At 41.6% G+C, this 24,113-nt stretch carries 39 protein-coding genes and 1 rRNA gene; 2 read left to right on the top strand and 38 right to left on the bottom strand.

Annotated features, from left to right (window positions below; genetic code table 11):
- Positions 1–125 precede the first annotated feature (125 nt).
- Positions 126–1,661, bottom strand: a 16S ribosomal RNA gene (locus tag MUG87_RS13435).
- Between the two features lie 209 nt (positions 1,662–1,870).
- The gene (locus MUG87_RS13430) at positions 1,871–2,089 is read right to left on the bottom strand and encodes a hypothetical protein (protein WP_247082809.1); all 219 of its coding nucleotides are present in this window, start codon (positions 2,087–2,089) and stop codon (positions 1,871–1,873) included.
- Positions 2,090–2,218: 129 nt separating this feature from the next.
- Between MUG87_RS13430 and pdaB the strand changes: the two genes are divergently transcribed.
- Positions 2,219–2,980, top strand: coding sequence for a polysaccharide deacetylase family sporulation protein PdaB (gene pdaB / locus MUG87_RS13425; protein ID WP_247082807.1), 762 nt, complete (start codon positions 2,219–2,221; stop codon positions 2,978–2,980).
- 6 nt (positions 2,981–2,986) lie between these two features.
- Here the strand turns inward: pdaB and MUG87_RS13420 are convergent, their stop codons facing one another.
- Positions 2,987–3,589, bottom strand: coding sequence for a KinB-signaling pathway activation protein (locus tag MUG87_RS13420; RefSeq protein WP_247082805.1), 603 nt, complete (start codon positions 3,587–3,589; stop codon positions 2,987–2,989).
- A gap of 130 nt (positions 3,590–3,719) precedes the next feature.
- Here MUG87_RS13420 and gerD point away from each other — a divergent pair, with 130 nt between their 5' ends.
- Positions 3,720–4,337, top strand: a complete 618-nt coding sequence (gerD, locus tag MUG87_RS13415) for a spore germination lipoprotein GerD (RefSeq protein WP_247082803.1) — start codon at positions 3,720–3,722, stop codon at positions 4,335–4,337.
- 18 nt (positions 4,338–4,355) lie between these two features.
- Here gerD and MUG87_RS13410 read toward each other — a convergent pair whose 3' ends face one another.
- The 35 genes from MUG87_RS13410 to rplB form a co-directional block, all read right to left on the bottom strand.
- A complete protein-coding gene (locus MUG87_RS13410; RefSeq protein WP_247082801.1) occupies positions 4,356–5,414 on the bottom strand; it encodes an Mrp/NBP35 family ATP-binding protein in 1,059 nt (352 codons plus the stop codon).
- A 113-nt stretch (positions 5,415–5,527) separates the two neighbouring features.
- A complete protein-coding gene (gene cwlD, locus MUG87_RS13405) occupies positions 5,528–6,241 on the bottom strand; it encodes an N-acetylmuramoyl-L-alanine amidase CwlD (RefSeq protein WP_247082799.1) in 714 nt (237 codons plus the stop codon).
- Between the two features lie 62 nt (positions 6,242–6,303).
- The gene (locus MUG87_RS13400) at positions 6,304–6,744 is read right to left on the bottom strand and encodes a DUF2521 family protein (protein ID WP_247082797.1); all 441 of its coding nucleotides are present in this window, start codon (positions 6,742–6,744) and stop codon (positions 6,304–6,306) included.
- A 276-nt stretch (positions 6,745–7,020) separates the two neighbouring features.
- The gene (gene rpsI, locus MUG87_RS13395; protein WP_247082795.1) at positions 7,021–7,413 is read right to left on the bottom strand and encodes a 30S ribosomal protein S9; all 393 of its coding nucleotides are present in this window, start codon (positions 7,411–7,413) and stop codon (positions 7,021–7,023) included.
- 20 nt (positions 7,414–7,433) lie between these two features.
- Positions 7,434–7,871 carry a 50S ribosomal protein L13 gene (gene rplM, locus MUG87_RS13390; protein ID WP_124565531.1) on the bottom strand — a complete coding sequence of 146 codons (438 nt, stop codon included), beginning with the start codon at positions 7,869–7,871 and terminating at the stop codon, positions 7,434–7,436.
- A gap of 154 nt (positions 7,872–8,025) precedes the next feature.
- Entirely contained in the window at positions 8,026–8,766 is a 741-nt protein-coding gene (truA, locus tag MUG87_RS13385) for a tRNA pseudouridine(38-40) synthase TruA (RefSeq protein WP_247082793.1), read from the bottom strand.
- Positions 8,767–8,771: 5 nt separating this feature from the next.
- Positions 8,772–9,566, bottom strand: a complete 795-nt coding sequence (locus tag MUG87_RS13380) for an energy-coupling factor transporter transmembrane component T family protein (RefSeq protein WP_247082791.1) — start codon at positions 9,564–9,566, stop codon at positions 8,772–8,774.
- Positions 9,567–10,433 (bottom strand): energy-coupling factor ABC transporter ATP-binding protein, encoded by an 867-nt coding sequence (locus MUG87_RS13375; RefSeq protein ID WP_247082789.1) that lies wholly within the window; start codon positions 10,431–10,433, stop codon positions 9,567–9,569.
- Positions 10,409–11,251, bottom strand: coding sequence for an energy-coupling factor ABC transporter ATP-binding protein (locus tag MUG87_RS13370; RefSeq protein ID WP_247082787.1), 843 nt, complete (start codon positions 11,249–11,251; stop codon positions 10,409–10,411). The genes MUG87_RS13375 and MUG87_RS13370 overlap by 25 nt, the downstream gene beginning before the upstream one ends.
- Before the next feature lie 116 nt (positions 11,252–11,367).
- Positions 11,368–11,730 carry a 50S ribosomal protein L17 gene (gene rplQ / locus MUG87_RS13365; RefSeq protein ID WP_124565526.1) on the bottom strand — a complete coding sequence of 121 codons (363 nt, stop codon included), beginning with the start codon at positions 11,728–11,730 and terminating at the stop codon, positions 11,368–11,370.
- A 44-nt stretch (positions 11,731–11,774) separates the two neighbouring features.
- A complete protein-coding gene (locus tag MUG87_RS13360) occupies positions 11,775–12,719 on the bottom strand; it encodes a DNA-directed RNA polymerase subunit alpha (RefSeq protein ID WP_124565525.1) in 945 nt (314 codons plus the stop codon).
- A gap of 169 nt (positions 12,720–12,888) precedes the next feature.
- The gene (gene rpsK / locus MUG87_RS13355; RefSeq protein ID WP_124565524.1) at positions 12,889–13,278 is read right to left on the bottom strand and encodes a 30S ribosomal protein S11; all 390 of its coding nucleotides are present in this window, start codon (positions 13,276–13,278) and stop codon (positions 12,889–12,891) included.
- A 24-nt stretch (positions 13,279–13,302) separates the two neighbouring features.
- Positions 13,303–13,668: a 30S ribosomal protein S13 gene (gene rpsM, locus MUG87_RS13350; protein ID WP_124565523.1), complete on the bottom strand. Its 366-nt coding sequence runs from the start codon at positions 13,666–13,668 to the stop codon at positions 13,303–13,305.
- A 20-nt stretch (positions 13,669–13,688) separates the two neighbouring features.
- Positions 13,689–13,802, bottom strand: coding sequence for a 50S ribosomal protein L36 (gene rpmJ, locus MUG87_RS13345; protein WP_000868344.1), 114 nt, complete (start codon positions 13,800–13,802; stop codon positions 13,689–13,691).
- A gap of 35 nt (positions 13,803–13,837) precedes the next feature.
- Entirely contained in the window at positions 13,838–14,056 is a 219-nt protein-coding gene (gene infA, locus MUG87_RS13340) for a translation initiation factor IF-1 (protein WP_028400878.1), read from the bottom strand.
- Between the two features lie 60 nt (positions 14,057–14,116).
- Entirely contained in the window at positions 14,117–14,863 is a 747-nt protein-coding gene (gene map / locus MUG87_RS13335; protein WP_247082785.1) for a type I methionyl aminopeptidase, read from the bottom strand.
- Positions 14,863–15,513, bottom strand: coding sequence for an adenylate kinase (locus MUG87_RS13330; RefSeq protein WP_247082783.1), 651 nt, complete (start codon positions 15,511–15,513; stop codon positions 14,863–14,865). The genes map and MUG87_RS13330 overlap by 1 nt, the downstream gene beginning before the upstream one ends.
- Positions 15,514–15,564: 51 nt before the next feature.
- Entirely contained in the window at positions 15,565–16,863 is a 1,299-nt protein-coding gene (secY, locus tag MUG87_RS13325; RefSeq protein ID WP_247082781.1) for a preprotein translocase subunit SecY, read from the bottom strand.
- Positions 16,863–17,303 carry a 50S ribosomal protein L15 gene (gene rplO / locus MUG87_RS13320; RefSeq protein WP_124565519.1) on the bottom strand — a complete coding sequence of 147 codons (441 nt, stop codon included), beginning with the start codon at positions 17,301–17,303 and terminating at the stop codon, positions 16,863–16,865. Before rplO ends, secY begins: the two co-directional genes overlap by 1 nt.
- Before the next feature lie 34 nt (positions 17,304–17,337).
- Positions 17,338–17,520, bottom strand: a complete 183-nt coding sequence (gene rpmD / locus MUG87_RS13315) for a 50S ribosomal protein L30 (protein WP_124565518.1) — start codon at positions 17,518–17,520, stop codon at positions 17,338–17,340.
- 19 nt (positions 17,521–17,539) lie between these two features.
- Complete coding sequence (rpsE, locus tag MUG87_RS13310) at positions 17,540–18,040, bottom strand: 30S ribosomal protein S5 (protein ID WP_124565517.1); 501 nt, start codon at positions 18,038–18,040, stop codon at positions 17,540–17,542.
- 21 nt (positions 18,041–18,061) lie between these two features.
- On the bottom strand, positions 18,062–18,424 hold the full coding sequence (gene rplR / locus MUG87_RS13305; protein ID WP_247082779.1) for a 50S ribosomal protein L18: 363 nt from the start codon (positions 18,422–18,424) through the stop codon (positions 18,062–18,064).
- A gap of 31 nt (positions 18,425–18,455) precedes the next feature.
- On the bottom strand, positions 18,456–18,995 hold the full coding sequence (gene rplF / locus MUG87_RS13300) for a 50S ribosomal protein L6 (protein ID WP_247082778.1): 540 nt from the start codon (positions 18,993–18,995) through the stop codon (positions 18,456–18,458).
- A gap of 26 nt (positions 18,996–19,021) precedes the next feature.
- Positions 19,022–19,420, bottom strand: a complete 399-nt coding sequence (rpsH, locus tag MUG87_RS13295; RefSeq protein WP_124565514.1) for a 30S ribosomal protein S8 — start codon at positions 19,418–19,420, stop codon at positions 19,022–19,024.
- Between the two features lie 29 nt (positions 19,421–19,449).
- Complete coding sequence (locus tag MUG87_RS13290; protein ID WP_124565513.1) at positions 19,450–19,635, bottom strand: type Z 30S ribosomal protein S14; 186 nt, start codon at positions 19,633–19,635, stop codon at positions 19,450–19,452.
- 33 nt (positions 19,636–19,668) lie between these two features.
- Complete coding sequence (gene rplE, locus MUG87_RS13285) at positions 19,669–20,208, bottom strand: 50S ribosomal protein L5 (RefSeq protein WP_247082777.1); 540 nt, start codon at positions 20,206–20,208, stop codon at positions 19,669–19,671.
- A gap of 25 nt (positions 20,209–20,233) precedes the next feature.
- Positions 20,234–20,545: a 50S ribosomal protein L24 gene (rplX, locus tag MUG87_RS13280; protein ID WP_124565511.1), complete on the bottom strand. Its 312-nt coding sequence runs from the start codon at positions 20,543–20,545 to the stop codon at positions 20,234–20,236.
- 38 nt (positions 20,546–20,583) lie between these two features.
- The gene (gene rplN, locus MUG87_RS13275) at positions 20,584–20,952 is read right to left on the bottom strand and encodes a 50S ribosomal protein L14 (RefSeq protein WP_124565510.1); all 369 of its coding nucleotides are present in this window, start codon (positions 20,950–20,952) and stop codon (positions 20,584–20,586) included.
- A gap of 45 nt (positions 20,953–20,997) precedes the next feature.
- Entirely contained in the window at positions 20,998–21,261 is a 264-nt protein-coding gene (rpsQ, locus tag MUG87_RS13270; protein WP_124565509.1) for a 30S ribosomal protein S17, read from the bottom strand.
- 22 nt (positions 21,262–21,283) lie between these two features.
- On the bottom strand, positions 21,284–21,484 hold the full coding sequence (gene rpmC, locus MUG87_RS13265; RefSeq protein WP_124565508.1) for a 50S ribosomal protein L29: 201 nt from the start codon (positions 21,482–21,484) through the stop codon (positions 21,284–21,286).
- A complete protein-coding gene (rplP, locus tag MUG87_RS13260; RefSeq protein WP_124565507.1) occupies positions 21,474–21,908 on the bottom strand; it encodes a 50S ribosomal protein L16 in 435 nt (144 codons plus the stop codon). The genes rpmC and rplP overlap by 11 nt, the downstream gene beginning before the upstream one ends.
- Positions 21,909–21,910: 2 nt before the next feature.
- Positions 21,911–22,570: a 30S ribosomal protein S3 gene (rpsC, locus tag MUG87_RS13255; protein WP_124565506.1), complete on the bottom strand. Its 660-nt coding sequence runs from the start codon at positions 22,568–22,570 to the stop codon at positions 21,911–21,913.
- Positions 22,571–22,573: 3 nt separating this feature from the next.
- Positions 22,574–22,915: a 50S ribosomal protein L22 gene (rplV, locus tag MUG87_RS13250; RefSeq protein ID WP_124565505.1), complete on the bottom strand. Its 342-nt coding sequence runs from the start codon at positions 22,913–22,915 to the stop codon at positions 22,574–22,576.
- Positions 22,916–22,932: 17 nt separating this feature from the next.
- Positions 22,933–23,211, bottom strand: a complete 279-nt coding sequence (gene rpsS / locus MUG87_RS13245; protein WP_124565504.1) for a 30S ribosomal protein S19 — start codon at positions 23,209–23,211, stop codon at positions 22,933–22,935.
- Between the two features lie 57 nt (positions 23,212–23,268).
- Entirely contained in the window at positions 23,269–24,099 is an 831-nt protein-coding gene (gene rplB / locus MUG87_RS13240) for a 50S ribosomal protein L2 (protein WP_247082776.1), read from the bottom strand.
- Between the last annotated feature and the right edge of the window lie 14 nt (positions 24,100–24,113).

Here is a 24,113-nt window from a genome sequence, read left to right as displayed (position 1 = left end):
TTGAATTACACTTGTATTGTTATCCAGTTTTCAAGGTACATGTTTGAGAGATAGTTCTCTCAAAACTGAACGAAGTTGTCAAAACGTATTCATACAATGAACAGCGTTCATTGATGTCTCCATAGAAAGGAGGTGATCCAGCCGCACCTTCCGATACGGCTACCTTGTTACGACTTCACCCCAATCATCTGTCCCACCTTAGGCGGCTGGCTCCTTACGGTTACCCCACCGACTTCGGGTGTTACAAACTCTCGTGGTGTGACGGGCGGTGTGTACAAGGCCCGGGAACGTATTCACCGCGGCATGCTGATCCGCGATTACTAGCGATTCCGGCTTCATGCAGGCGAGTTGCAGCCTGCAATCCGAACTGAGAACAATTTTATGGGATTCGCTCCACCTCGCGGTCTCGCAACCCTTTGTATTGTCCATTGTAGCACGTGTGTAGCCCAGGTCATAAGGGGCATGATGATTTGACGTCATCCCCACCTTCCTCCGGTTTGTCACCGGCAGTCACCTTAGAGTGCCCAACTGAATGCTGGCAACTAAGATCAAGGGTTGCGCTCGTTGCGGGACTTAACCCAACATCTCACGACACGAGCTGACGACAACCATGCACCACCTGTCACTCTGTCCCCGAAGGGAAAGCCCTATCTCTAGGGTTGTCAGAGGATGTCAAGACCTGGTAAGGTTCTTCGCGTTGCTTCGAATTAAACCACATGCTCCACCGCTTGTGCGGGCCCCCGTCAATTCCTTTGAGTTTCAGCCTTGCGGCCGTACTCCCCAGGCGGAGTGCTTAATGCGTTAACTTCAGCACTAAAGGGCGGAAACCCTCTAACACTTAGCACTCATCGTTTACGGCGTGGACTACCAGGGTATCTAATCCTGTTTGCTCCCCACGCTTTCGCGCCTCAGCGTCAGTTACAGACCAAAGAGCCGCCTTCGCCACTGGTGTTCCTCCACATCTCTACGCATTTCACCGCTACACGTGGAATTCCGCTCTTCTCTTCTGCACTCAAGTCTCCCAGTTTCCAATGACCCTCCACGGTTGAGCCGTGGGCTTTCACATCAGACTTAAAAGACCGCCTGCGCGCGCTTTACGCCCAATAATTCCGGATAACGCTCGCCACCTACGTATTACCGCGGCTGCTGGCACGTAGTTAGCCGTGGCTTTCTAATCAGGTACCGTCAAGGTACGAGCAGTTACTCTCGTACTTGTTCTTCCCTGACAACAGAGTTTTACGACCCGAAAGCCTTCATCACTCACGCGGCGTTGCTCGGTCAGGCTTTCGCCCATTGCCGAAGATTCCCTACTGCTGCCTCCCGTAGGAGTCTGGGCCGTGTCTCAGTCCCAGTGTGGCCGATCACCCTCTCAGGTCGGCTACGCATCGTCGCCTTGGTGAGCCGTTACCTCACCAACTAGCTAATGCGACGCGGGTCCATCTGTAAGTGATAGCCGAAACCATCTTTCCATTTTGAACCATGCGGTTCAAAAAATTATCCGGTATTAGCTTCGGTTTCCCGAAGTTATCCCAGTCTTACAGGCAGGTTACCCACGTGTTACTCACCCGTCCGCCGCTAACCTCCGAAGAGGTCCGCTCGACTTGCATGTATTAGGCACGCCGCCAGCGTTCATCCTGAGCCAGGATCAAACTCTCCATAAAAGTGTTTGTCTAGCTAAAATAAATGTTGACGTTTTGTACTTCGTTCAGTTTTCAAAGAACTATGTATCGCTCATCAGCGACTTTCATAATATATCATTTGTGAATTTAAATGTCAAACGTTTTTTTGTTTTCATTTTTTCACATTCGCTCATCGGCGACGAAGATAAATTTACCATACTTATGACTTTACCGTCAACACCTTTTTAAAATTATTTATGCACTCTTTTTCTAATATACTGAACCCGATTTACCGGTGCTGTAATTCGAGAAAATAATTGAAATAGAATTGCATACCTTTCTTCCATTGATCGTTTTACTACATAATCAATTCTTTCATCCTCAAAGTCAAATAAGATTTCATCCATCTCTCTCTTTAATAAGTACTCAATTTCTTTCATTTCTTTCTCAGTCAAGATTAATCCCAGCATATAACCCCTCCATTCCAAATATATGTTAATTATTTCCTATATCTTCATTTTTATGAATGGCAAAAGCATGTTTCAAAAATCCTCTGCATATATGTAATTGAAAAAGACTGGACAAGGGAGCTGTGATCTATGTTTTTCTTCTTTGTAACAAGTAAGGGAAAGTTCAAACAACTATTACTCATTGTTCTATTGTCATTATGTACGGCTTGGTTTTTATTTCTTCAAACCTATTCTAAAGAATTCGTATTCTCAACAGCCACAGGTCCGAAAGCCATTTATAAGGGAGACAGTGCAAAAAAACAAATTGCTCTTACTTTTGATATAAGCTGGGGAGATGAAAAAGCCATACCAATATTAGATACTCTGAAACAGCAAGATATAAAGAATGCAACCTTCTTTTTATCTGCAGCATGGGCGGAACGTCATCCCATGATTGTGGAGCGTATTATAAAAGATGGTCATGAAATTGGAAGTATGGGTTATAATTACACGGATTATACATCACTAAAGCCTGCTGAGGTTAGACAGGATATTCTAAAAGCACAGGATGTGTTTCAAAAGCTGGGTCTGAAACAAATGAAGCTATTACGTCCACCGAGCGGCAGTTTTAATAAAGAAATTCTCAAAACCGCTGAGTCTCTCGGATATACAATTGTACACTGGAGTAATAATTCAGATGACTGGAAAAATGAAGGCGTAAAAACTATTGTAACCAAAGTAACAAAAGATTTACACGCGGGAGATATTATCCTCCTTCACGCCTCAGATTCTGCATTACAAACAAATCAAGCATTGCCATTATTAATTGAGCACCTTCGTGCACAAGGATATGCGAGCGCTTCTGTATCTGAGATGATTTCTAACACAAATGTCAAAAGCAAAGAGAGCTGACAACGGTCAGCTCTCTTTCTTTACGAGTCGATGTAAAATAAGTATTTGATATGCATTACATAATAAGAGTGGTATCACCATTAGGTATAACCAATCGCTGTCGTTTACACGCAGCGCAGGTGTCCATTCAATAATAGTAACAACCACCATAAAAAAGAGTGCAGGAACAAAAGCTTGTTTATTTGTCTCTTTACTCTTTATGTAGGCCACAAAGGCCGCTACTGCTAATAACGCAGCACCTATTAGTAAGCTGTTTCCTACAGATACACCTTGATTAGCAAATAAAACAGCTCGTAAATATACAAAATCTACGATAACAAACAGAATTAAAACCAACTGCACACCATTCCAAAGAGAGGCAGAACGGCATATCCCTAGACCAAATCTGTGAATAGTTAAATATGCAAAAAAGCCCATTTGACTAATAACACTAAAAATAAAACCTACACCAAGCAGCCAGAATGCTACAGAAAAAATTTCTTTTGCATCAACATTCTGAAATAAACTTGCGTATTGCTCCCATCTTAAAATAAACCCGATTAAAATGGTACTTATTCCGCCAAGCATCAATGTTGAAATAAACAAACGTACCCACTTTCGGCTATTCACTACATAATCCCCCATTATTCTACATAGTTCTATATTAAATTGTAATACAAAAAGACCAGCGTGACCATGTATAAATTTCAACGTAGGATTCATATTAAAAAAGAAAAAGTAGTGAAAGGGGCTCCGGCTAATGAAACGGATTCCGTTATTATTGTGCTTTCTTCTTTTAACAACCGCCTGCGCTCAACCAAAGCAAGCGGAGTCACAACCGGATTATGACCAAACGAAAAAAATGGTTGTCGATATCTTAAAGACCGACTCTGGCAAAAAAGCAATTGAACAAGTGCTTGCTGATGAAAAAATTAAACAAACCTTGGTTTTAGATGAGGCTGTTGTTAAAAAGACGATAGAAGATGTAATGATGTCTGAAAAGGGGCAACAATTTTGGGAAAAAGCCTTTACAGACCCCAAGTTTGTTGCTGCATTTGCAAAAAGTATGGAAAAAGAACAAACAAAGCTGATGAAGACTTTATTAAAAGATCCCGAGTATCAAGCTGGGGTTATTGATATCATGAAAAACCCTGAAATAGAAAAACAAATGATGGAAGTCATGAAAAGTAAAGAATATAGAAAACACGTACAGCAGGTTATAACAGAAACAACAGAAAGTCCTTTATTTCAAGCAAAAATGATTGATGTTATTAGCAAAGCTATTAAAAAAGCTGAAAAGGGCGGAGAAGAAAGCACAGGCAGCTCAAAACCCTCTAATGGAGAGGGTAGCTCTCAAAACCAACAAGAACAAAAATAAAACCTCCAAATGGAGGTTTTATTTTGCATATACAGTTAAATCAGCAACTTTCTTTGCAATATCATTATAAATTTTACCTATTTGATGATCAGCTTCATATACAGACGGCGCAAAGTCTTCTTTGTTCCAATCCGGTTGTTGCAGAGGAATTTGCCCTAAGACGTTTGTGCGCAGCTCTTCTGCAAGCTTTTGTCCCCCACCTTGTCCAAAAACATATTCTCTCTCACCTGTAATTTTACTCTCAAAGTAAGACATGTTTTCAATAACCCCTATAATCTCATGCTCCGTACGAAGTGCCATGGCACCTGCACGAGCTGCTACAAAGGAAGCTGTAGGGTGAGGTGTTGTAACAATAACCTCTTTACATGCTGGCAGCATCGCATGTACATCTAGCGCAACATCACCTGTACCTGGTGGTAAATCAAGTACTAAATAATCTAGTTCACCCCATTCTACCTCTGTAAAGAAATTATTGAGCATTTTCCCTAGCATTGGCCCTCTCCAAATAACCGGTGCATTATCTTCTACAAAGAACCCCATAGAAATTACTTTTACACCCAGTCGTTCTACAGGAATAATTTTGTCCCCTCTCACAACAGGTCGCTTGGTAATTCCCATCATGTCAGGTACGCTAAACCCATAGATATCTGCGTCAACAATACCGACCTTTTTTCCTAATCTTGCTAGGGCTACAGCTAAGTTAACTGATACTGTAGATTTTCCGACTCCGCCCTTACCGCTTGCTACAGCTAAGAATACTGTTTTTGAGTTTGGAGATAGTAAATTATCCGGCGTAGTTTCATTAATTTCAAAAGCTTTTAGCTCTTCTTCATCCATTTCAGCAAAGCGAATACCAACTGTTTGTGCCCCAAGCTCCTTAATCAGCTTTACAACAGCTGTTTGTAGCTGCATTTGTTCTGCTGTACCTGTTTTAGCAATGGCTAATTTAACACTTACATGATTTTTCTCCGGCTTTACCGTTACTTCTTTAATCCCACCCGTTTCCTTTAGGCTTTTATGTAAAAACGGATCTTCCAGTTGTTCTAATGCTTGTACAATCGTTTCCTTTGTCATCATGATAGCCCCCACCACCTATTGGAAATAAATACGCTTTCATATATTATATCCTATGCTGTATCCTAGGACAAACGGTTATGTCTCCTTCTTATATAAACATAAGAAAACCCACCTTATTCAGGAGGGTTTCCCTTTTCTGTAAAATAGCGTAATATACCGCGATATACCGCTGCCGAAACCTTTTGTTGGTATTTCTCTGAATTCAATAAATATCGCTCATTTACATTAGATAGAAATCCGGCTTCCACAAGCACACCAGGTACTTCCGCATGTTTTAATAAGTATACACGATTAATCGTCTTTGCTTGCCTATGTGTATTTTCCAAGCTCGTTCTTAGCTCAGCTTGTATATACTTAGCCGCTCTTTCATTCTCAACTAACGAACGATAATAAAATGTCTGTGCACCTTTGGAGCTACTAATGGGTATAGCATTTAAATGTATACTGACAAATAAATCGGCACCTGAATGGTTAATAAGCTTTACCCGTTGTTTTAAATCCTCAGCCTTCCGGCGACTGTACCCCTTTGTATTCTTAGATGCCAAGTCCTCATCTTCATCTCTTGTTAAAATAACTAGCGCTCCTTGTTCTTGTAGATAATCACGAATTTTCTTGGAAATCTCCAGGGTAATTTCTTTCTCAACAATGTCTTCTCCGCCTACAGCCCCACCATCCGGGCCACCATGACCGGCATCCAATACGATAATTTTACCTGCTAGAGGCAGATTCCAGGACCTCCATGATTTTGTAATTGCAAATTCATGCTGTACCAGAAAAAATAAAATAACCGCAGCCGTTAGAAACGAAAATACCTTAATTTTCTTCATATCTCTCCCTCCTGCTCGTCCTCTACTTACTTATATGGGACAAGAGAGAGGAATATGATTCGTTACCGCAATCTCAATCGATATCTTCTTTCACCTTTTGTATAACCTTCCGTCCACCAGCAAGAGACAAATTCACAGCATGTATCATATAAAGATTGATGGCATTCCTCTGTAAACTCACTAGCTGGAATGCTACATAAAAACTGGAATAGCGTTTCAGCCAAATGACTTTCCTCATAATGAGAGCGAATTTTCACATCCAGTAAAGGCTCGCCATAATAGCCAAATTTACTATAACGAGCTCCCAACAAATATGATTCCACCGCAAGCTCTAGGCAATAGTCCTCTAAATGACGCGCAAAGCGCGGTGCACTCATGTATTGAATAAATGAATTGTGTATGTCGCTGCGTAATGTTTGTAAGGATAGTTCCCGCAACAGTCGCTTCTCATATTTCAATTGTTTCTCTCTTCTCTTTTCTGTTAGGGTAGTAACAATTGTCATACAACACCTCCCTACTTCGTAGTCTAAACGACTCGAAACGGAACATGCGGCTAAAAATATTCCAACGAAAAGAGACGTATAATAAGAAACAACAAAACATTTTCTTTTATATGTTTGTATCCTGTAGCGTAACGATCTAAAACAGGCAGAAATCAGACGGAAGGAATTACATCACTTATTACTGTAATTTTCCGTTACCAGTTTATAAGAGCTTTGCTATTTTTTAGCATATAAAAAACTCCAAGCAGATTTGCTTGGAGTTTGAAAACGTAAAAATTAACGTTTTGAGAACTGAGGTGCACGACGAGCGCCTTTAAGACCGTATTTCTTACGCTCTTTCATACGTGCGTCACGAGTCAACAATCCTGCACGCTTAAGAGTTAAGCGGTACTCAGGATCAGCTTTTAGCAATGCTCTTGCGATACCGTGACGGATTGCACCAGCTTGACCAGTGAAACCGCCGCCGTTTACGTTTACAAGAACATCGTAGTTACCTAAAGTTTCAGTTGCAACTAGAGGTTGTTTAACTACTTCACGCAATGCAGCGAATGGGATATAGTTTTCAAATTCACGACCGTTGATGATAACGCGTCCTTCACCTGGAACGAGACGTACGCGCGCTACTGAACTCTTACGACGTCCAGTACCATAGTATTGTACCTGTGCCAAATTAAACCCTCCTTAGTAAATTATCCGCGAAGTTCGTAAACTTCTGGTTTTTGTGCTTGGTGTGGATGCTCAGAACCAGCATACACGTTTAATTTCTTAACCATTTGACGACCCAAACGGTTCTTTGGAAGCATGCCTTTAACAGCAAGCTCGATCATTTGTACTGGGTAGTTTGTACGCATTTCCAATGCAGTTCTTTGTTTCAAACCGCCTGGGTGCATAGTGTGACGATAGTAGATTTTATCGTTCAATTTATTACCTGTTAGGTGAACCTTTTCAGCGTTGATGATGATTACATGATCACCAGTGTCAACGTGTGGTGTGAAAGTTGGTTTGTTTTTACCGCGTAAAATAGCAGCTACTTCGCTTGCAAGACGACCTAAAGTTTGACCTTCAGCATCGATCACATACCATTTACGCTCAACTTCGTTAGCTTTTGCCATGAAAGTCGTACGCATGTTTATTTCCCTCCTACATGTTTTGTTCTCAAGATCAATTCATTGTTTATCTTAAACACGATTAATTTCCGGGGCTAACCGTGGTTTTAGAAACAATACCATATGTTATGATATATCTTTGCGAAACCAATGTCAAGCAAATGTTACACCAGGATTAGTTGTTATAGTTTACCTGCCATAAATATAGGCCGTGTCCAGGTGCTGTCTTACTAGCATAGCGACGGTCACGCTGTTCTAGAATGACTGGTATATCTGCAGGAGCACGCCTTCCCTGGCCGACGTCAAGCAATGTCCCTACCATAATACGGACCATATTATACAGGAAACCATTACCTACAAATCGAAATAGAAGTTCATCGCCGCTTCGCTGTATTTCAATTTCATGAATGGTTCGAACTTTGTTTTCTTTATCTGATTTTGCAGAGCAAAACGAAGTAAAGTCATGTGTTCCCAAAAAGTGCTTTGCAGCAGTTTCTATTGTACCGACATTAATGTGGTATGGATAACGGTACATATAATTGCGTGCAAATACATTATCCCTGTCATTAAGCAACACCTTATAACGGTATTCCTTACTCACAACATCATAACGCGCATGAAAAGACGAATGAACCTTTTCCACCCTTCTTACCGCGATATCTTCAGGCAGGGCTGAATTTAAAGCTGCAACCCACCCTAAAGCAGGAATTGTAAGCGGAGAATCAAAATGCAAAACTTGTCCATAAGCATGCACCCCAGCATCCGTTCGACCTGAAGCATGCGTACGAATGTCATCTTTGTGGATTTTACGAAGCGCTCGTTCTATCTCGAATTGAACTGTCCTATCTTTTTGCTGCATTTGATAGCCGCTAAAGTTTGTTCCATCATATGAAATGGTGCACTTTATTCTTTCCATGTATATCACCAACGTAAAAGAACAAGGACTAACGCTATTGCTAATAAACTCAGCAATGCTAAAGTATCCTTATATTCCCATTGTAGCTTACGAAATTTTGTACGCCCCTCTCCACCTCTATAGCCTCTTGCCTCCATAGCAATCGCAAGGTCTTCAGCACGTTTAAAAGCACTGATAAATAAAGGAACAAGCAAGGCAATTACAGCTCGTAACCTCTCTTTTAGGGGCCCGCCTGCAAAATCTGTTCCGCGTGAAGATTGTGCTTTCATAATTTTTTCTGTTTCCTCCATGAGTGTCGGAATAAAACGTAACGAAATGGACATCATTAGCGCAATTTCATGCACAGGCATACCAATTCGTTTGAATGGTGAGAGTAATGTCTCCAGCCCATCTGTAATTTCAATAGGTGTAGTGGTTAGTGTTAGCATAGTTGTTATGATAATTAACAGCAAAAAGCGCAAGGATATATAAATCCCTTGTTGTAAACCTTTTTCATAGACTGCAAACCATCCGACTTGAAACAGTACGTTGCCTTCTTTTGTTGTTAAAACATGAAGAAGAAATGTAAATAAAAATAACCATAATACCGGCTTTAAGCCAGAAAAGATATATCTAATAGGCACGCGCGATAAAAATAAGGGAATAGATGTATACAGTAATAGCAATGCATACGATATTGCATCGTTTGCTAGAAAGACTACAAATACATATAGAAAAGCAAACAACAGCTTAGTCCGAGGGTCTAAACGATGGATAATAGAATGGATAGGAATATATTTACCGATAATAAGCTGTTGCATCTACATCCCACCCTTCTTAAACAAAGAAGTTATCTCTTCAGCTAAATCCTCTATTGTTAATGCATTTGTATCTAGCGTAATATTCATTCTTTGCTCAAAAAGTTGCTTGTACTGTACCGAAAGGGGCACAGATAGACCAATCTCTTCTAATAAGGATGCATTGGAGAAAACCTCTTCTGGTTTACCGTGCAGAAAGACTGTACCTTTATGCATAACCACGACTTCTTGGGCATATTGTGCCGCATCTTCCATGTTATGTGTAACAAGTATAACCGTCATTCCTCTTTGTTTATGGAGTTTATAAAACATACCCATCAGTTCTTCCTGACCTCTCGGATCCAGTCCCGCAGTCGGTTCATCTAAGACAAGAACTTCAGGTTCCATAGCCAATACTCCCGCTATAGCGACGCGGCGCATTTGTCCACCGCTTAGCTCGAATGGAGATTTCTGCAGAAATTCTCTCGGTAGTCCTACCATTTCCAGAGCAACTGAAGCCTTTTGCTTTGCTTCTTCATTAGAAACACCAAAATTTAAAGGTCCGAAACAAATATCCTTTTCTACAGTTTCTTCAAATAACTGATGCTCTGGATATTGAAATACAATGCCAACCTTTTTACGAATACCTTTTAGCTTCTTCTGTTTTTTATCAGCAGCCACAACAGTATCTCCAAGCTCTACTGCCCCCGCTGTTGGCTTTAAAAGCGCATTTAAATGCTGAATGACTGTAGATTTACCTGAGCCTGTATGACCAATAATAGCGTAGTAGCCGCCTTCTAAAAAAGAAAGGTCTATATCATATATAGCTAACCGTTCAAACGGTGTATTCTTTTGATATCGATGTTCTACTTTTTTAAATATAATGTCCAAAGCTCGTTCACCAAACTTTCCGCGGTAAGATGCATCTTGTTTACCGGTAACATTCGCTCTTTTAACATTTCTGTCAACCTTACTGAAAAAGGAACGTTCAGCCCCATAGAGCGGAGCTCCTCCGTAAACGTAAATACATATTCAGGCGTGCCTTCTTTTACTATGCTTCCTTGATTAAGCACAACGATACGATCGGATTGTGCCGCTTCTTCTAAATCATGGGTAATGGAAATGACAGTCATATTATTTTCTTGCACAAGTTGCTGTACCGTTTCCATGACTTCTTTTCTTCCCTTAGGATCTAACATAGAGGTAGCTTCATCCAAGATTAAAATGGAAGGTCGGAGCGCTAATACACTTGCAATTGCTACACGCTGCTTTTGCCCCCCTGATAAGGTATGAGGTTCTTGTTCAGTGAACTCCTCCATACCGACCAAAGAAAGAGCATGATGTAATCTTTCTATCATTTCATTACGCGGCACACCTCTATTTTCCATTCCAAACACTACATCATCTTGTACCGTTGTCCCTACAAATTGATTATCCGGATTTTGAAAGACCATTCCAATATGCTGACGTACATCCCATATCGTTTCTTCTGATAAAATAAGTTCCCCATTTACTAGAATCACGCCTTCATTAGGAAGCAATAACCCATTTAAAATTTTAGCTAGCGTAGACTTACCTGAACCGTTTTGGCCGATGATAGACAGCCATTCTCCCTTATAAACAGAAAATGATATATCTTTTAAAGCAGCCTCTTTTGCATGAGGATATTGAAACGACAAATGCTCTATACGAAGCTTTTCTTCCTTCATTTATCGACACCTTCTCGTATTATTTCCTAAGAAATACGAATATTCCCTATCAATGCATACAAAAAAAGGGCCACGACCAGTTACTTAAAAAGCACTGTCCTGCCCTTTTACTGCGGTTATACTAATTCAATGATAACCATTGGAGCACCGTCACCGCGACGAGGACCAACTTTAGCGATACGAGTGTATCCACCTTGGCGGTCTGCGTAGCGAGGAGCGATGTCTGCAAATAATTTTTGCAACGCATCTTGCTTCGTCTCAGCGTTTGCTACTTCGTTACGAACGTAAGAAGCTGCTTGACGACGAGCGTGAAGATCTCCGCGTTTACCTAGAGTAATCATTTTTTCTACTACGGAACGAAGCTCTTTCGCACGAGTTTCAGTCGTTTCGATGCGCTCGTTGATGATTAAGTCAGTAGTCAAGTCACGTAACATTGCTTTACGTTGCGCGCTTGTACGGCCTAATTTTCTGTATGCCATTCGTAGTTCCCTCCTTCGTTGATTGTTAACAAAACAAAGAAACCTTAGTCGTCCTTACGTAAGCCTAAGCCTAGTTCTTCAAGCTTATGCTTTACTTCCTCTAAGGATTTACGTCCTAAGTTACGAACTTTCATCATATCTTCTTCTGTTTTGTTAGCAAGCTCTTGTACCGTATTGATACCAGCTCGCTTTAAGCAGTTATAAGAACGAACAGAAAGATCCAGTTCTTCAATTGTCATTTCTAAAACTTTTTCTTTTTGATCTTCTTCTTTTTCTACCATAATCTCAGCATTTTGCGCTTCGTTAGTTAAACCAACAAAGATATTTAAATGCTCGGTTAAGATCTTAGCGCCTAACGAAATTGCTTCTTTCGGCCCGATGCTTCCATCCGTCCATACATCTAGCGTCAATTTGTCAAAGTTCGTTACTTGCCCTACACGTGTATTTTCCACTTGGTACGTTACACGTGACACTGGAGTGAAAATGGAATCAATAGGAATTACGCCTATTGGTTGATCTTCTCTTTTGTTTGCATCAGCTGGCGTATACCCACGACCACGCTTTGCAGTTAAACGCATGCGTAAATGCGCATCCTTTGCTAACGTTGCAATGTGTAAATCCGGATTTAAGATTTCGACATCGCTATCATGAGTAATATCGGCAGCTGTGACAACACCTTCACCCTGCACATCAATTTCAAGCGTTTTCTCCTCTTCAGAGTAAATCTTAAGCGCCAATTTCTTGATGTTTAAGATAATCGTTGTAACATCTTCTACAACGCCCTCAATTGTTGAAAACTCATGAAGTACTCCATCAATTTGGATTGACGTAACAGCGGCACCAGGGAGTGAAGATAACAAAATACGACGTAAGGAGTTACCCAAAGTAGTACCATATCCACGCTCAAGTGGTTCAATAACGAATTTACCGTATTTAGCGCCTTCGTTAAGTTCAACCGTTTCGATTTTCGGTTTTTCAATCTCGATCATGTATTAAACCCTCCTTCAAAACGTCGAAACCCCGGCTAGACAAGTAGTATTGTCTAACCGAAAGTCCCCCTTAGGCAGTTCCCGATTGTGCACAACAAGCGATGCTTCTGTTAAATATTTTCAGTCTATATCCCATTATAGACAAGAGTAAGAAATTTATACAGAAGAATTACACACGACGACGTTTTGGCGGACGGCATCCGTTATGAGGTACTGGCGTAACATCGCGGATCGCTGTTACTTCTAGACCTGCAGCTTGAAGCGCACGGATTGCAGCTTCACGACCTGCACCAGGACCTTTAACAGTAACCTCTAGAGTTTTTAAACCATGCTCCATAGATGTCTTCGCAGCTGTTTCAGCAGCCATTTGCGCAGCAAATGGTGTAGACTTACGAGAGCCTTTGAAACCAAGTGCACCAGCACTAGACCAAGAAAGTGCGTTACCATGAACGTCTGTGATTGTTACAATTGTGTTGTTGAATGTTGAGCGGATGTGTGCGATACCAGCTTCAATGTTCTTTTTCACACGACGTTTACGAGTGTTAGTTTTACGTGCCATTGATGTTCAACCTCCTTTACTTAATTATTTCTTTTTGTTCGCTACTGTACGACGAGGACCTTTACGTGTACGAGCATTGTTCTTAGTGTTTTGACCACGAACTGGTAAACCACGGCGATGGCGAATACCACGATAAGAACCGATTTCCATTAGACGCTTGATGTTTAGGGATACTTCACGACGAAGGTCACCTTCAACTTTCAATTTATCAATGATATCACGGATTTTACCTAATTCTTCTTCTGTTAGATCACGAACACGAGTATCTTCAGAAACGCCAGCTTCAGCAAGAACCTTCTCAGCTGTTGGACGACCAATACCGTATACGTATGTTAAAGAAATAACGACGCGTTTGTCACGAGGAATATCTACACCTGCAATACGTGCCATTAGAAAACACCTCCTTCAAATTAACCTTGTTTTTGCTTATGTTTAGGATTTTCACAGATAACCATTACTTTTCCTCTTCTGCGAATAACTTTACATTTTTCACAGATCGGCTTTACAGATGGTCTTACTTTCATCTCTCTAACCTCCTTAAAGATTACGGAGTGCTATATCATTTAAAACGGTACGTAATACGACCACGATTTAAATCGTACGGAGATAATTCTACCGTAACTTTGTCTCCAGGTAAAATACGAATGAAGTTCATGCGAATTTTACCAGAAACATGAGCTAATACGACATGCTTGTTTTCCAGTTCTACTTTGAACATAGCATTCGGTAATGTCTCGATAACTGTACCTTCAATTTCAATTACATCATCTTTAGCCATTTCTTGTTCTCCCTTCTTCAAATCGTCTTTGAGACTGCTCTGAAATCTCGGAGAAGTAAACTACTCAGTTGTCAAAATTTCATACCCTGTTTCCGTAATAGCAATTGTATGCTCAAAGTGAGCACACCACTTACCATCTACAGTCACTACTGTCCAGTTGTCGGACAATGTTTTCACATATCGATGTCCTTGGTTAATCATCGGTTCAATACAAAGTACCATGCCCGGCTTTAACCTCGGTCCTTTTCCCGGAGGTCCATAGTGCGGAATTTGGGGAGCTTCATGTAAGTCTTGCCCAATCCCGTGTCCTACATACTCTCGTACGACTGAAAAACCTTCGCCTTCGGCATACACTTGAATCGCATGAGAAATATTTGAAAGTCTTACATTAGGCTTCACTTCTGCTAAACCAATGTGCAACGATTTCTCTGTGACATCAAGCAGCTTCTGGACAGAATCTGAAATCTTGCCGACCGGATACGTCCATGCAGAATCTCCATGATATCCGTTATATTTAGCACCGATATCGATGCTAATAATATCGCCGTCTTTGAGCTTGCGATCTCCTGGAATACCGTGAACAAGTTCTTCATTAACGGAAGCACAGATGCTCCCCGGAAAGCCGTTGTATCCTTTAAATGATGGTGTAGCACCATATCCTCGGATGACTTTCTCTGCAATGGAGTCTAATTCTTTCGTTGTAATACCAGGCGCGATATGCTTTTTCAGTTCCTTGTGCGTCAGCGCAACAATTTTACCGGCATGTCGCATGATCTCGATTTCGCGAGGCGTTTTACATATAATCATTACGCTAACTCTCCGATAAGCGCATTGATATCTGCAAATACCTTGCTAATTTCTTGCTCACCGTCAATATTTCTTACATAACCAAGCTCACCATAGAAGTCCAGCAAAGGTTGCGTCTGCTTGATGTTTACTTCAAGGCGATTCGCAACGGTTTCTTCATTGTCATCAGAACGCTGATACAATTCACCGCCGCATTTGTCGCAAACACCTTCCACTTGAGGCGGATTAAATATCAAATGATACGTAGCGCCGCAGCTTTTGCAGATCCGTCTGCCCGTCAATCGTTTTAACAATAGACTAGAGTCAACATTAATGTTGAGGACATAATCAATCTTCTTGCCAAGATCTTTCATAATCCCTTCCAAAGCATCAGCCTGCGCAACAGTTCGCGGAAAACCGTCGAGCAAGAAACCTTTGGAGCAATCGTCTTTCGCTAAACGCTCACGAACAATACCGATTGTTACTTCATCCGGAACGAGCTCACCTTTATCCATGAAAGATTTTGCTTGTAGGCCAAGTTCCGTTCCTTCTTTAATAGCAGCACGAAACATATCGCCTGTCGAGATATGAGGAATATTGTACTTAGCAACGATTTGCTCGGCTTGTGTACCTTTTCCTGCTCCCGGAAGTCCCATTAAAATTAGATTCATCTTTGAGTTCCCCCTAAGGATAAGCCTTTAGGGAAGATTACTCTTCCCGGCTCATTGTTTGATAAAGCCTTTATAATGGCGTTTCACTAACTGGCTCTCTAGCTGCTTCATTGTTTCTAAAGCAACCCCGATTACAATCAGTAAGCTCGTTCCACCAATTTGGGCAGAAGCTGGAAGATCAGCTATTTTAATGAATAACACAGGCAGAATTGCAATTGCCGCTAGGAAAATTGCACCTACGAACGTTAAACGGTATAAGACCTTTGTTAAATATTGTTCTGTATTTTTACCCGGACGAATACCAGGAACGTATCCACCTTGTTTATTCAGATTTTCAGCCATCTGCTCCGGATTAACCTGAACAAATGCATAGAAATACGTGAAGGCAACGATTAAAGCAACATATACGATCATTCCTACTGGATGATTGTAGTTAAAGTTATTTATAATCCATTGCGAAACATCGCTTTTCGGGAAAAACTGAGCAATTGTCGGTGGCGTAATCAGGAAAGAAACAGCGAAAATGACTGGAATTACACCGGCACTATTTACTTTTAAAGGTAAATGCGTGTTTTGCGCACCAGCAAAACCGTTGTTTCCTGTAGAACGTTTTGCGTACTGAATTGGAATCTTACGAGTTGCTTGTTGGATGTAGATAACACCTACAATAACCGCCAATAAAGCAAGCAAAACCAATCCTACTTTTACAAGGCGAATGAATAAATCATCCCCTGCATCTTGGAACTGCTGTACATAAACTTGATTTATAACATTCGGAATCGCTGCTGTAATACCTGCAAAGATGATGATAGAAATACCGTTTCCTACACCTTTTGCAGTAATCTGCTCACCGAGCCACATTAAAAATGCTGTCCCGGCAGTCAGAACAGTAGCAATGTATAAATAAGTCGTCCAACCAGGATTAACAATCAGCTGGCCACCAGCCAAGTTGTTAAATCCAATTGACATTCCAATCGCTTGGATAAAACCAAGAGCAATTGTAAAGTAACGTGTAAATTGCGCTAACTTACGACGCCCGGCTTCTCCTTGCTTTGACCATTCTGTAAACTTAGGAACAACATCCATCTGTAATAGCTGTACAATGATGGATGCTGTAATGTAAGGCATAATCCCCATTGCGAAGATTGAGAAGTTTTGTAAGGCACCTCCACCAAACGTGTTGAGAATACCTAAAGCACTCAACGAGTCTTGTGCTTTTAGAACATCACCGTTGACGTGCGGCACCGGAATGAATGTACCGATACGAAACACGATCAACATCGCAAAGGTGAAAAAGATTTTATTTCTTATCTCAGCAACGCGCATAAAGTTGGAGATTGTGCGAAACATTAAATCACCTCAGTTTTGCCGCCAGCTGCTTCAATAGCTGCAGTAGCAGTTGAAGAGAACTTATGTGCTTTTACAGTAAGTTTCTTCTCTAACTTGCCGTTAGCAAGAATTTTCACACCGTTGTTTACTTTGCTGATTACGCCAGTTTCAAGTAATAATTCTGGTGTTACTTCTGTACCATCTTCAAAGCGATTTAATGCTGTTAGGTTAACGATAGCAAATTCTTTACGGTTGATGTTTGTGAAACCGCGTTTTGGTAAACGACGGTAAAGTGGAGTTTGGCCACCCTCAAAACCAAGGCGAACACCGCCGCCAGAACGAGCGTTTTGTCCTTTATGACCTTTACCAGCAGTTTTACCGTTACCAGAACCGATACCACGTCCAACACGGTTGCGAACTTTACGAGAACCTTCAGCAGGCTTTAATTCATGAAGTTTCATTCCGAGGCACCTCCTTATTGTACGTAATTTATTATTAAACTTCTTTCACTGTTACAAGGTGAGAAACTTTAGTGATCATGCCGCGGATCGCAGGAGATTCCTCTTTCACTACAGTTTGGTTAAGCTTGCGTAAGCCTAATGCTTCAACTGTTGCGCGTTGATCTTGCGGACGACCAATTACACTACGAGTGAGGGTAATTTCTAACTTCTTTGCCATGTGTTTTCCCTCCTTCTTCTTAGCCTAGTAGCTCTTCTACAGTTTTACCACGCAATTTCGCTACATCTTCAGCACGCTTTAATTGGCTTAATCCGTTCATTGTAGCGCGAACCATGTTGATTGGTGTGTTAGAGCCCAAAGATTTAGAAAGAATATCTTGTACACCAGCAAGCTCAAGTACCGCACGAACAGGACCGCCTGCGATAACTCCAGTACCCTCAGAAGCAGGTTTCAAGAATACTTCACCAGCTCCGAAAAGACCTAATACTGAGTGTGGAATTGTTGTACCAACTAGAGGTACGCGAATCAAATTTTTCTTCGCATCTTCGATAGCCTTGCGGATTGCATCAGGTACTTCTTGTGCTTTACCTGTTCCGAATCCAACATGACCGTTTTTGTCTCCAACTACAACCAATGCTGCAAAGCGGAAACGACGTCCACCTTTAACAACCTTTGCAACACGGTTAATCGTTACTACACGTTCTTCAAGTTCTAATTTGCTTGGGTCAATGCGACGCATCTGTTTTCCCTCCTTTGACCATTAAAATTGTAATCCAGCTTCACGAGCAGCTTCAGCTAGCGCTTTAACACGACCATGGTATAGGTAACCGCCGCGATCGAATACTACTTCTTTAATACCTTTCTCAACAGCACGCTTTGCAACCAACTCGCCTACTTTCGTAGCAGCAGCAGCATTGCCAGTACCTTCAAGAGAAAGTTCTTTATCAAGAGTAGATGCACTTGCCAAAGTTACACCGTTCACATCGTCAATTACTTGAGCGTAAATGTGTTGATTAGAACGGAATACGTTTAAACGAGGACGTTGTGCCGTACCTGTAAGTTTTGCGCGTACACGTGCATGTCTTTTCTTACGAACCACATTTTTATCAGGTTTAGTGATCATTGATGTCACTCCTTTCTTTCACCTAATGGGCTTACTTAGCTGTTTTACCTTCTTTACGACGTACGTTTTCGCCTTCGTAGCGAATACCTTTACCTTTGTAAGGTTCTGGTGCACGTACCGCACGGATGTTAGCAGCCAATTCACCAACACGTTGTTTATCGATACCTTTTACGACGATCTTTGTGTTTGCAGGAACTTCGATTTCAATACCTGCTTCAGGCGTGATCTCAACTGGGTGAGAGTAACCTACGTTCAATACAAGTTTGTTACCTTGTTTTTGCGCACGGTAACCAACCCCGATTAACTCAAGGTTACGTTGGAAGCCGTTTGTTACACCTTCAACCATGTTGCCGATCAAAGCACGAGTTGTACCGTGAAGAGCGCGGTGTTCTTTTTGATCAGAAGGACGCTCAACAGTTAAAATGTTATCTTCAATCTTAACAGCGATAGCTGCGTTGAATGTACGAGACAATTCACCTTTAGGACCTTTAACTGTTACTGTGTTGTTTTCGCTAACAGTAATAGTAACGCCTGCAGGGATTTCAAGAATCTTTTTACCAATACGAGACATTTGTCACACCTCCGTTCGTTTCGATATTACCAAACGTACGCTACTACTTCTCCACCTGTTTGTGCTTGACGAGCTTCTTTGTCAGTCATAACACCTTTAGATGTAGAAACGATCGCGATACCTAGTCCGTTAAGTACACGTGGTACTTCATCAGATTTTGCATATACACGTAAGCCAGGCTTACTGATGCGTTTTAGTCCTGTAATAACACGCTCGTTATTTGGACCGTATTTCAAGAAGATACGAAGGATACCTTGTTTGTTATCCTCGATCAATTCTACGTCGCGAACGAAACCTTCACGCTTTAAGATTTCTGCAATTTCTTTCTTGATTTTAGAAGCAGGAACTTCTAATTTATCGTGACGTACCATGTTCGCATTACGGATGCGAGTAAGCATATCTGCAATTGGATCTGTCATCACCATTTGTTTTACCTCCTTCCCATTTTCGGGTATTACCAGCTAGCTTTTTTAACACCAGGAATTTGTCCTTTATATGCAAGTTCACGGAAACAAATACGGCAAAGCTTAAATTTACGGTATACGGAATGTGGACGACCGCAACGTTCACAACGTGTGTACGCTTGAACATTAAACTTTGGAGTACGTTTTTGCTTCGCAATCATTGACTTCTTAGCCACGTTTTCGCCTCCTCTACTTAGCGCTTGCTTCCATTATTTTTGGAATGGCATACCGAATTGTGTTAAAAGCTCACGAGCTTCTTCGTCCGTGTTAGCAGTTGTAACAATTACGATATCCATACCGCGGACTTTGCTTACTTTATCATAATCAATTTCCGGGAAGATTAACTGCTCTTTAACACCTAGAGTATAGTTACCGCGACCGTCGAAAGACTTCTTAGAGATACCACGGAAGTCACGAACACGTGGTAAAGATACTGCGATTAGTTTATCTAGGAACTCATACATTTTTTCGCCGCGAAGTGTAACTTTCGCACCGATTGGCATACCTTCACGAAGACGGAAACCAGCGATTGATTTCTTAGCACGAGTTACTACAGGCTTTTGACCTGTAATAGCTGCCAACTCTTCTACTGCATTGTCCAATGCTTTAGAGTTTTGAACAGCATCACCGATACCCATGTTAATAACGATCTTCTCAAGCTTAGGTACTTGCATTACAGATTTATAGCTAAACTTGCTCACTAGAGCAGGAGTAATTTCTTTTTGGAATTTCTCTTTAAGGCGATTCAATGAAGGGACCTCCTTTCGAAAAGAATTATTTATCTAAAGATTCACCTGATTTTTTCGCAACGCGAACTTTTTTACCGTCAACGAATTTGTATCCTACACGAGTAGGCTCACCTGTTTTTGGATCTAATGCCATAACATTAGATACATGGATAGGTGCTTCCTTCGTTACGATTCCACCTTGTGGATTCAATTGGGACGGCTTGGAGTGTTTTTTCACGATGTTAACACCCTCAACAATGACACGGTTTTGCTTAGGGAAAGAAGCAAGGATAACGCCTTGTTTTCCTTTGTCTTTACCAGTGATTACTTGAACTTTGTCACCTTTTTTAACATGCATCTTACTTGTGCACCTCCTTGGAAAGGCAATACCTCAAATTATAGAACTTCTGGAGCTAAAGAAACGATTTTCATGAAGTTGCTATCACGCAATTCACGAGCAACTGGTCCGAAGATACGAGTACCACGAGGGCTCTTGTCTTCCTTGATAATTACAGCTGCATTTTCATCAAAACGGATGTAAGATCCGTCTTTACGACGCATACCGCTTTTCGTACGTACAACTACCGCTTTAACAACGTCACCTTTTTTAACAACGCCACCTGGTGTTGCTTGTTTTACCGTAGCAACGATGATATCGCCGATGTTAGCGTACTTACGGCCGGAACCACCTAAAACTTTAATTGTTAATAGTTCACGTGCGCCAGAGTTGTCAGCAACTTTCAAACGAGATTCTTGTTGAATCATGCTATGAAACCTCCCTTCGGATTTCTCATTTATCCGATTCGTCTATTAAATAATAACAGCTTCTTCAACGATTTCAACTAAACGGAAACGCTTAGTCGCAGAAAGCGGGCGAGTTTCCATAATTTTAACGATATCGCCAACTTTTGCTTGGTTTTGCTCATCATGTGCTTTGTACTTTTTGGAGTACTTAACACGCTTACCATATAAAGAATGGTTTTTGTAAGTTTCAACTAAAACTGTAATCGTTTTGTCCATTTTGTCAGACACTACGCGTCCAGTATAAACTTTACGTTGGTTACGTTCGCTCACAATGCAAACCTCCCCTCAATTTTTATCCGTTAATTCCGATCTCTCTTTCACGAACTACAGTTTTCATACGAGCAATCGCTTTGCGAACTTCGCGGATGCGAGCTGTATTCTCAAGTTGACCTGTAGCCAATTGGAAGCGAAGGTTGAACAACTCTTCCTTCAATGCTTTAACCTTTAGTTCGATTTCGGCAGTGGTTAATTCACGAATTTCATTAGTTTTCATTTGCTTCACCACCATTTTCTTCACGTTTTACGAACTTGCACTTAACAGGTAGTTTGTGTGCAGCAAGACGTAATGCTTCACGTGCGATTTCTTCAGAAACGCCAGCAATTTCGAACATTACTTTACCAGGCTTAACAACTGCTACCCAACCTTCTGGAGCACCTTTACCGGAACCCATGCGCACCTCTAGAGGTTTTGCAGTGTAAGGCTTAGAAGGGAAAATTTTAATCCATACTTTACCGCCACGTTTCATGTAACGAGTCATTGCACGACGTGCAGCCTCGATTTGACGGTTTGTGATCCAAGACGCTTCAAGAGATTGCAGACCGAATTCGCCGAAATGAACTTCAGTACCGCCTTTCGCTTTACCACGCATTTTACCACGATGCTCTCTGCGATATTTTACGCGTTTAGGCATTAACATATTTATTTTCCTCCTTCCTCAGAAGCTCTCTTTTTTGTAGGAAGGACTTCTCCACGGTAGATCCATACTTTTACGCCTAGTTTACCGTATGTTGTGTCTGCTTCTGCAGTTGCATAATCGATATCAGCGCGAAGTGTATGAAGTGGAACAGTACCTTCACTGTAAGATTCAGCACGAGCGATGTCAGCTCCGCCAAGACGACCAGAAACCTGTGTTTTAATACCTTTCGCACCTGCGCGCATAGCACGTTGGATTGTTTGCTTTTGTGCACGACGGAAAGATACGCGGTTTTCTAATTGACGAGCGATGTTCTCAGCAACTAGTTTCGCATCCAGGTCAGCTTTTTTGATTTCGATGATGTTGATGTGTACACGCTTGCCAGTCAATTCGTTAAGGGCTTTACGAAGTGCTTCAACTTCTGTACCACCTTTACCGATTACCATACCAGGCTTAGCTGTGTGTACTGTAATGTTTACGCGGTTTGCAGCACGCTCGATTTCTACTTTAGAAACAGAAGCGTCTTTCAAACGAGCGCTGATGTATTCACGGATTTTGATATCTTCGTGTAGTAACTCAGCGTAATCTTTACCAGCGTACCATCTGGACTCCCAATCACGGATAATACCGACGCGAAGACCAACCGGACTTACCTTTTGACCCATGGATTATCCCTCCTTCTTTTCTGATACCACGATTGTGATGTGGCTTGTGCGTTTGTTGATTTGGCTTGCACGTCCCATAGCACGTGGACGGAAACGTTTCAATGTTGGACCTTCATCAGCGAAAGTTGCGCTAACAACTAGGTTGTTCGGATCCATTTCATAGTTATGTTCTGCATTTGCAATTGCAGACTTCAAAAGCTTTTCTACAACTGGAGAAGCAGTTTTTGGTGTGTGGCGAAGAATTGCGATTGCTTCACCAACTTGCTTTCCTCGAATCAAATCTAATACTAGACGAACCTTACGAGGAGCAATACGAACTGTTCTTGCGATTGCTTTAGCTTGCATTGGAGTGCCTCCTCTCATTATCTTCTTGTTTTCTTATCGTCGGCATCATGACCTTTGTAAGTACGAGTAGGTGCGAATTCACCTAGTTTGTGGCCAACCATATCTTCTGTAACGAATACAGGAACATGCTTGCGGCCATCGTACACAGCGATCGTGTGACCAATGAATTGTGGGAAAATAGTAGAACGACGAGACCAAGTTTTAACAACTTGTTTTGCGTCTTTTTCGTTTAATTGCTCGATTTTCTTCATTAAATGATCATCGACAAATGGTCCCTTTTTTAAGCTGCGAGCCATTTTTGTACCTCCCTTCGTGATTGAGGTACGGTTCTGCTGAACCGTACTGCAACCCCGTTATTTTTTACGACGACGAACGATGAACTTGTCAGAAGCTTTATTCTTCTTACGAGTTTTAAAGCCAAGAGTTGGTTTACCCCATGGGCTCATTGGAGACTTACGTCCGATTGGAGAACGACCTTCACCACCACCGTGTGGGTGATCAACTGGGTTCATTACAGAACCACGAACTGTAGGGCGTTTACCTAACCAACGAGAGCGACCTGCTTTACCAATTTTAATAAGTTCGTGTTGCTCGTTACCTACTTGACCCACTGTAGCGCGGCAAGTAGCTAAGATCAAACGTACTTCACCAGAAGTTAAACGTACTAGTACGTATCTTCCTTCTTTACCTAATACTTGCGCAGAAGAACCAGCAGAACGTACTAATTGTCCACCTTTACCAGGCTTAAGCTCGATGTTGTGAATCAATGTACCTACAGGCATGTTTGCAAGTGGAAGTGCGTTACCTACTTTAATGTCAGCCTCAGGACCAGACATGATCTCCATACCTACTTGAAGGTTTTTAGGAGCAAGGATATAACGCTTTTCACCATCAACGTAGTTAATCAAAGCGATGTTCGCAGAGCGGTTTGGATCGTACTCGATCGTAGCAACGCGGCCTGGAATTCCATCTTTGTTACGCTTAAAGTCGATGATACGGTATTGACGCTTATGTCCGCCACCTTGGTGACGTACAGTAATTTTACCTTGGTTGTTACGGCCTGCTTTTTTGCTCAATGGAGCAAGCAAAGACTTTTCTGGTTTGTCAGTAGTGATTTCAGCGAAATCAGAAACTGTCATACCACGACGACCGTTTGTAGTTGGTTTGTACTTTTTAATTGCCATCTTGGTTTCCCTCC

This window comes from Ectobacillus sp. JY-23, from assembly GCF_023022965.1.
In the GTDB taxonomy this organism is placed as follows: Bacteria; Bacillota; Bacilli; order Bacillales; family Bacillaceae_G; genus Ectobacillus.
This window is presented reverse-complemented; position numbering and strand designations above follow the sequence as displayed.

What these genes read in the sequence shown, in the direction of transcription:
- MUG87_RS13430 (WP_247082809.1), bottom strand. Translation starts at nt 2,089, where the DNA reads ATGCTGGGATTAATCTTGACTGAGAAAGAAATGAAAGAAATTGAGTAC.
- pdaB (WP_247082807.1), top strand. Translation starts at nt 2,219, where the DNA reads ATGTTTTTCTTCTTTGTAACAAGTAAGGGAAAGTTCAAACAACTATTA.
- gerD (WP_247082803.1), top strand. Translation starts at nt 3,720, where the DNA reads ATGAAACGGATTCCGTTATTATTGTGCTTTCTTCTTTTAACAACCGCC.
- MUG87_RS13410 (WP_247082801.1), bottom strand. Translation starts at nt 5,414, where the DNA reads ATGATGACAAAGGAAACGATTGTACAAGCATTAGAACAACTGGAAGAT.
- cwlD (WP_247082799.1), bottom strand. Translation starts at nt 6,241, where the DNA reads ATGAAGAAAATTAAGGTATTTTCGTTTCTAACGGCTGCGGTTATTTTA.
- MUG87_RS13400 (WP_247082797.1), bottom strand. Translation starts at nt 6,744, where the DNA reads ATGACAATTGTTACTACCCTAACAGAAAAGAGAAGAGAGAAACAATTG.
- rplM (WP_124565531.1), bottom strand. Translation starts at nt 7,871, where the DNA reads ATGCGTACGACTTTCATGGCAAAAGCTAACGAAGTTGAGCGTAAATGG.
- truA (WP_247082793.1), bottom strand. Translation starts at nt 8,766, where the DNA reads ATGGAAAGAATAAAGTGCACCATTTCATATGATGGAACAAACTTTAGC.
- MUG87_RS13380 (WP_247082791.1), bottom strand. Translation starts at nt 9,566, where the DNA reads ATGCAACAGCTTATTATCGGTAAATATATTCCTATCCATTCTATTATC.
- MUG87_RS13370 (WP_247082787.1), bottom strand. Translation starts at nt 11,251, where the DNA reads ATGAAGGAAGAAAAGCTTCGTATAGAGCATTTGTCGTTTCAATATCCT.
- rplQ (WP_124565526.1), bottom strand. Translation starts at nt 11,730, where the DNA reads ATGGCATACAGAAAATTAGGCCGTACAAGCGCGCAACGTAAAGCAATG.
- MUG87_RS13360 (WP_124565525.1), bottom strand. Translation starts at nt 12,719, where the DNA reads ATGATCGAGATTGAAAAACCGAAAATCGAAACGGTTGAACTTAACGAA.
- rpsK (WP_124565524.1), bottom strand. Translation starts at nt 13,278, where the DNA reads ATGGCACGTAAAACTAACACTCGTAAACGTCGTGTGAAAAAGAACATT.
- rpsM (WP_124565523.1), bottom strand. Translation starts at nt 13,668, where the DNA reads ATGGCACGTATTGCAGGTGTAGATATTCCTCGTGACAAACGCGTCGTT.
- rpmJ (WP_000868344.1), bottom strand. Translation starts at nt 13,802, where the DNA reads ATGAAAGTAAGACCATCTGTAAAGCCGATCTGTGAAAAATGTAAAGTT.
- infA (WP_028400878.1), bottom strand. Translation starts at nt 14,056, where the DNA reads ATGGCTAAAGATGATGTAATTGAAATTGAAGGTACAGTTATCGAGACA.
- map (WP_247082785.1), bottom strand. Translation starts at nt 14,863, where the DNA reads ATGATTATATGTAAAACGCCTCGCGAAATCGAGATCATGCGACATGCC.
- MUG87_RS13330 (WP_247082783.1), bottom strand. Translation starts at nt 15,513, where the DNA reads ATGAATCTAATTTTAATGGGACTTCCGGGAGCAGGAAAAGGTACACAA.
- secY (WP_247082781.1), bottom strand. Translation starts at nt 16,863, where the DNA reads ATGTTTCGCACAATCTCCAACTTTATGCGCGTTGCTGAGATAAGAAAT.
- rplO (WP_124565519.1), bottom strand. Translation starts at nt 17,303, where the DNA reads ATGAAACTTCATGAATTAAAGCCTGCTGAAGGTTCTCGTAAAGTTCGC.
- rpmD (WP_124565518.1), bottom strand. Translation starts at nt 17,520, where the DNA reads ATGGCAAAGAAGTTAGAAATTACCCTCACTCGTAGTGTAATTGGTCGT.
- rpsE (WP_124565517.1), bottom strand. Translation starts at nt 18,040, where the DNA reads ATGCGTCGCATTGACCCAAGCAAATTAGAACTTGAAGAACGTGTAGTA.
- rplR (WP_247082779.1), bottom strand. Translation starts at nt 18,424, where the DNA reads ATGATCACTAAACCTGATAAAAATGTGGTTCGTAAGAAAAGACATGCA.
- rplF (WP_247082778.1), bottom strand. Translation starts at nt 18,995, where the DNA reads ATGTCTCGTATTGGTAAAAAGATTCTTGAAATCCCTGCAGGCGTTACT.
- rpsH (WP_124565514.1), bottom strand. Translation starts at nt 19,420, where the DNA reads ATGGTGATGACAGATCCAATTGCAGATATGCTTACTCGCATCCGTAAT.
- rplX (WP_124565511.1), bottom strand. Translation starts at nt 20,545, where the DNA reads ATGCATGTTAAAAAAGGTGACAAAGTTCAAGTAATCACTGGTAAAGAC.
- rplN (WP_124565510.1), bottom strand. Translation starts at nt 20,952, where the DNA reads ATGATTCAACAAGAATCTCGTTTGAAAGTTGCTGACAACTCTGGCGCA.
- rpmC (WP_124565508.1), bottom strand. Translation starts at nt 21,484, where the DNA reads ATGAAAACTAATGAAATTCGTGAATTAACCACTGCCGAAATCGAACTA.
- rplP (WP_124565507.1), bottom strand. Translation starts at nt 21,908, where the DNA reads ATGTTAATGCCTAAACGCGTAAAATATCGCAGAGAGCATCGTGGTAAA.
- rpsC (WP_124565506.1), bottom strand. Translation starts at nt 22,570, where the DNA reads ATGGGTCAAAAGGTAAGTCCGGTTGGTCTTCGCGTCGGTATTATCCGT.
- rplV (WP_124565505.1), bottom strand. Translation starts at nt 22,915, where the DNA reads ATGCAAGCTAAAGCAATCGCAAGAACAGTTCGTATTGCTCCTCGTAAG.
- rpsS (WP_124565504.1), bottom strand. Translation starts at nt 23,211, where the DNA reads ATGGCTCGCAGCTTAAAAAAGGGACCATTTGTCGATGATCATTTAATG.
- rplB (WP_247082776.1), bottom strand. Translation starts at nt 24,099, where the DNA reads ATGGCAATTAAAAAGTACAAACCAACTACAAACGGTCGTCGTGGTATG.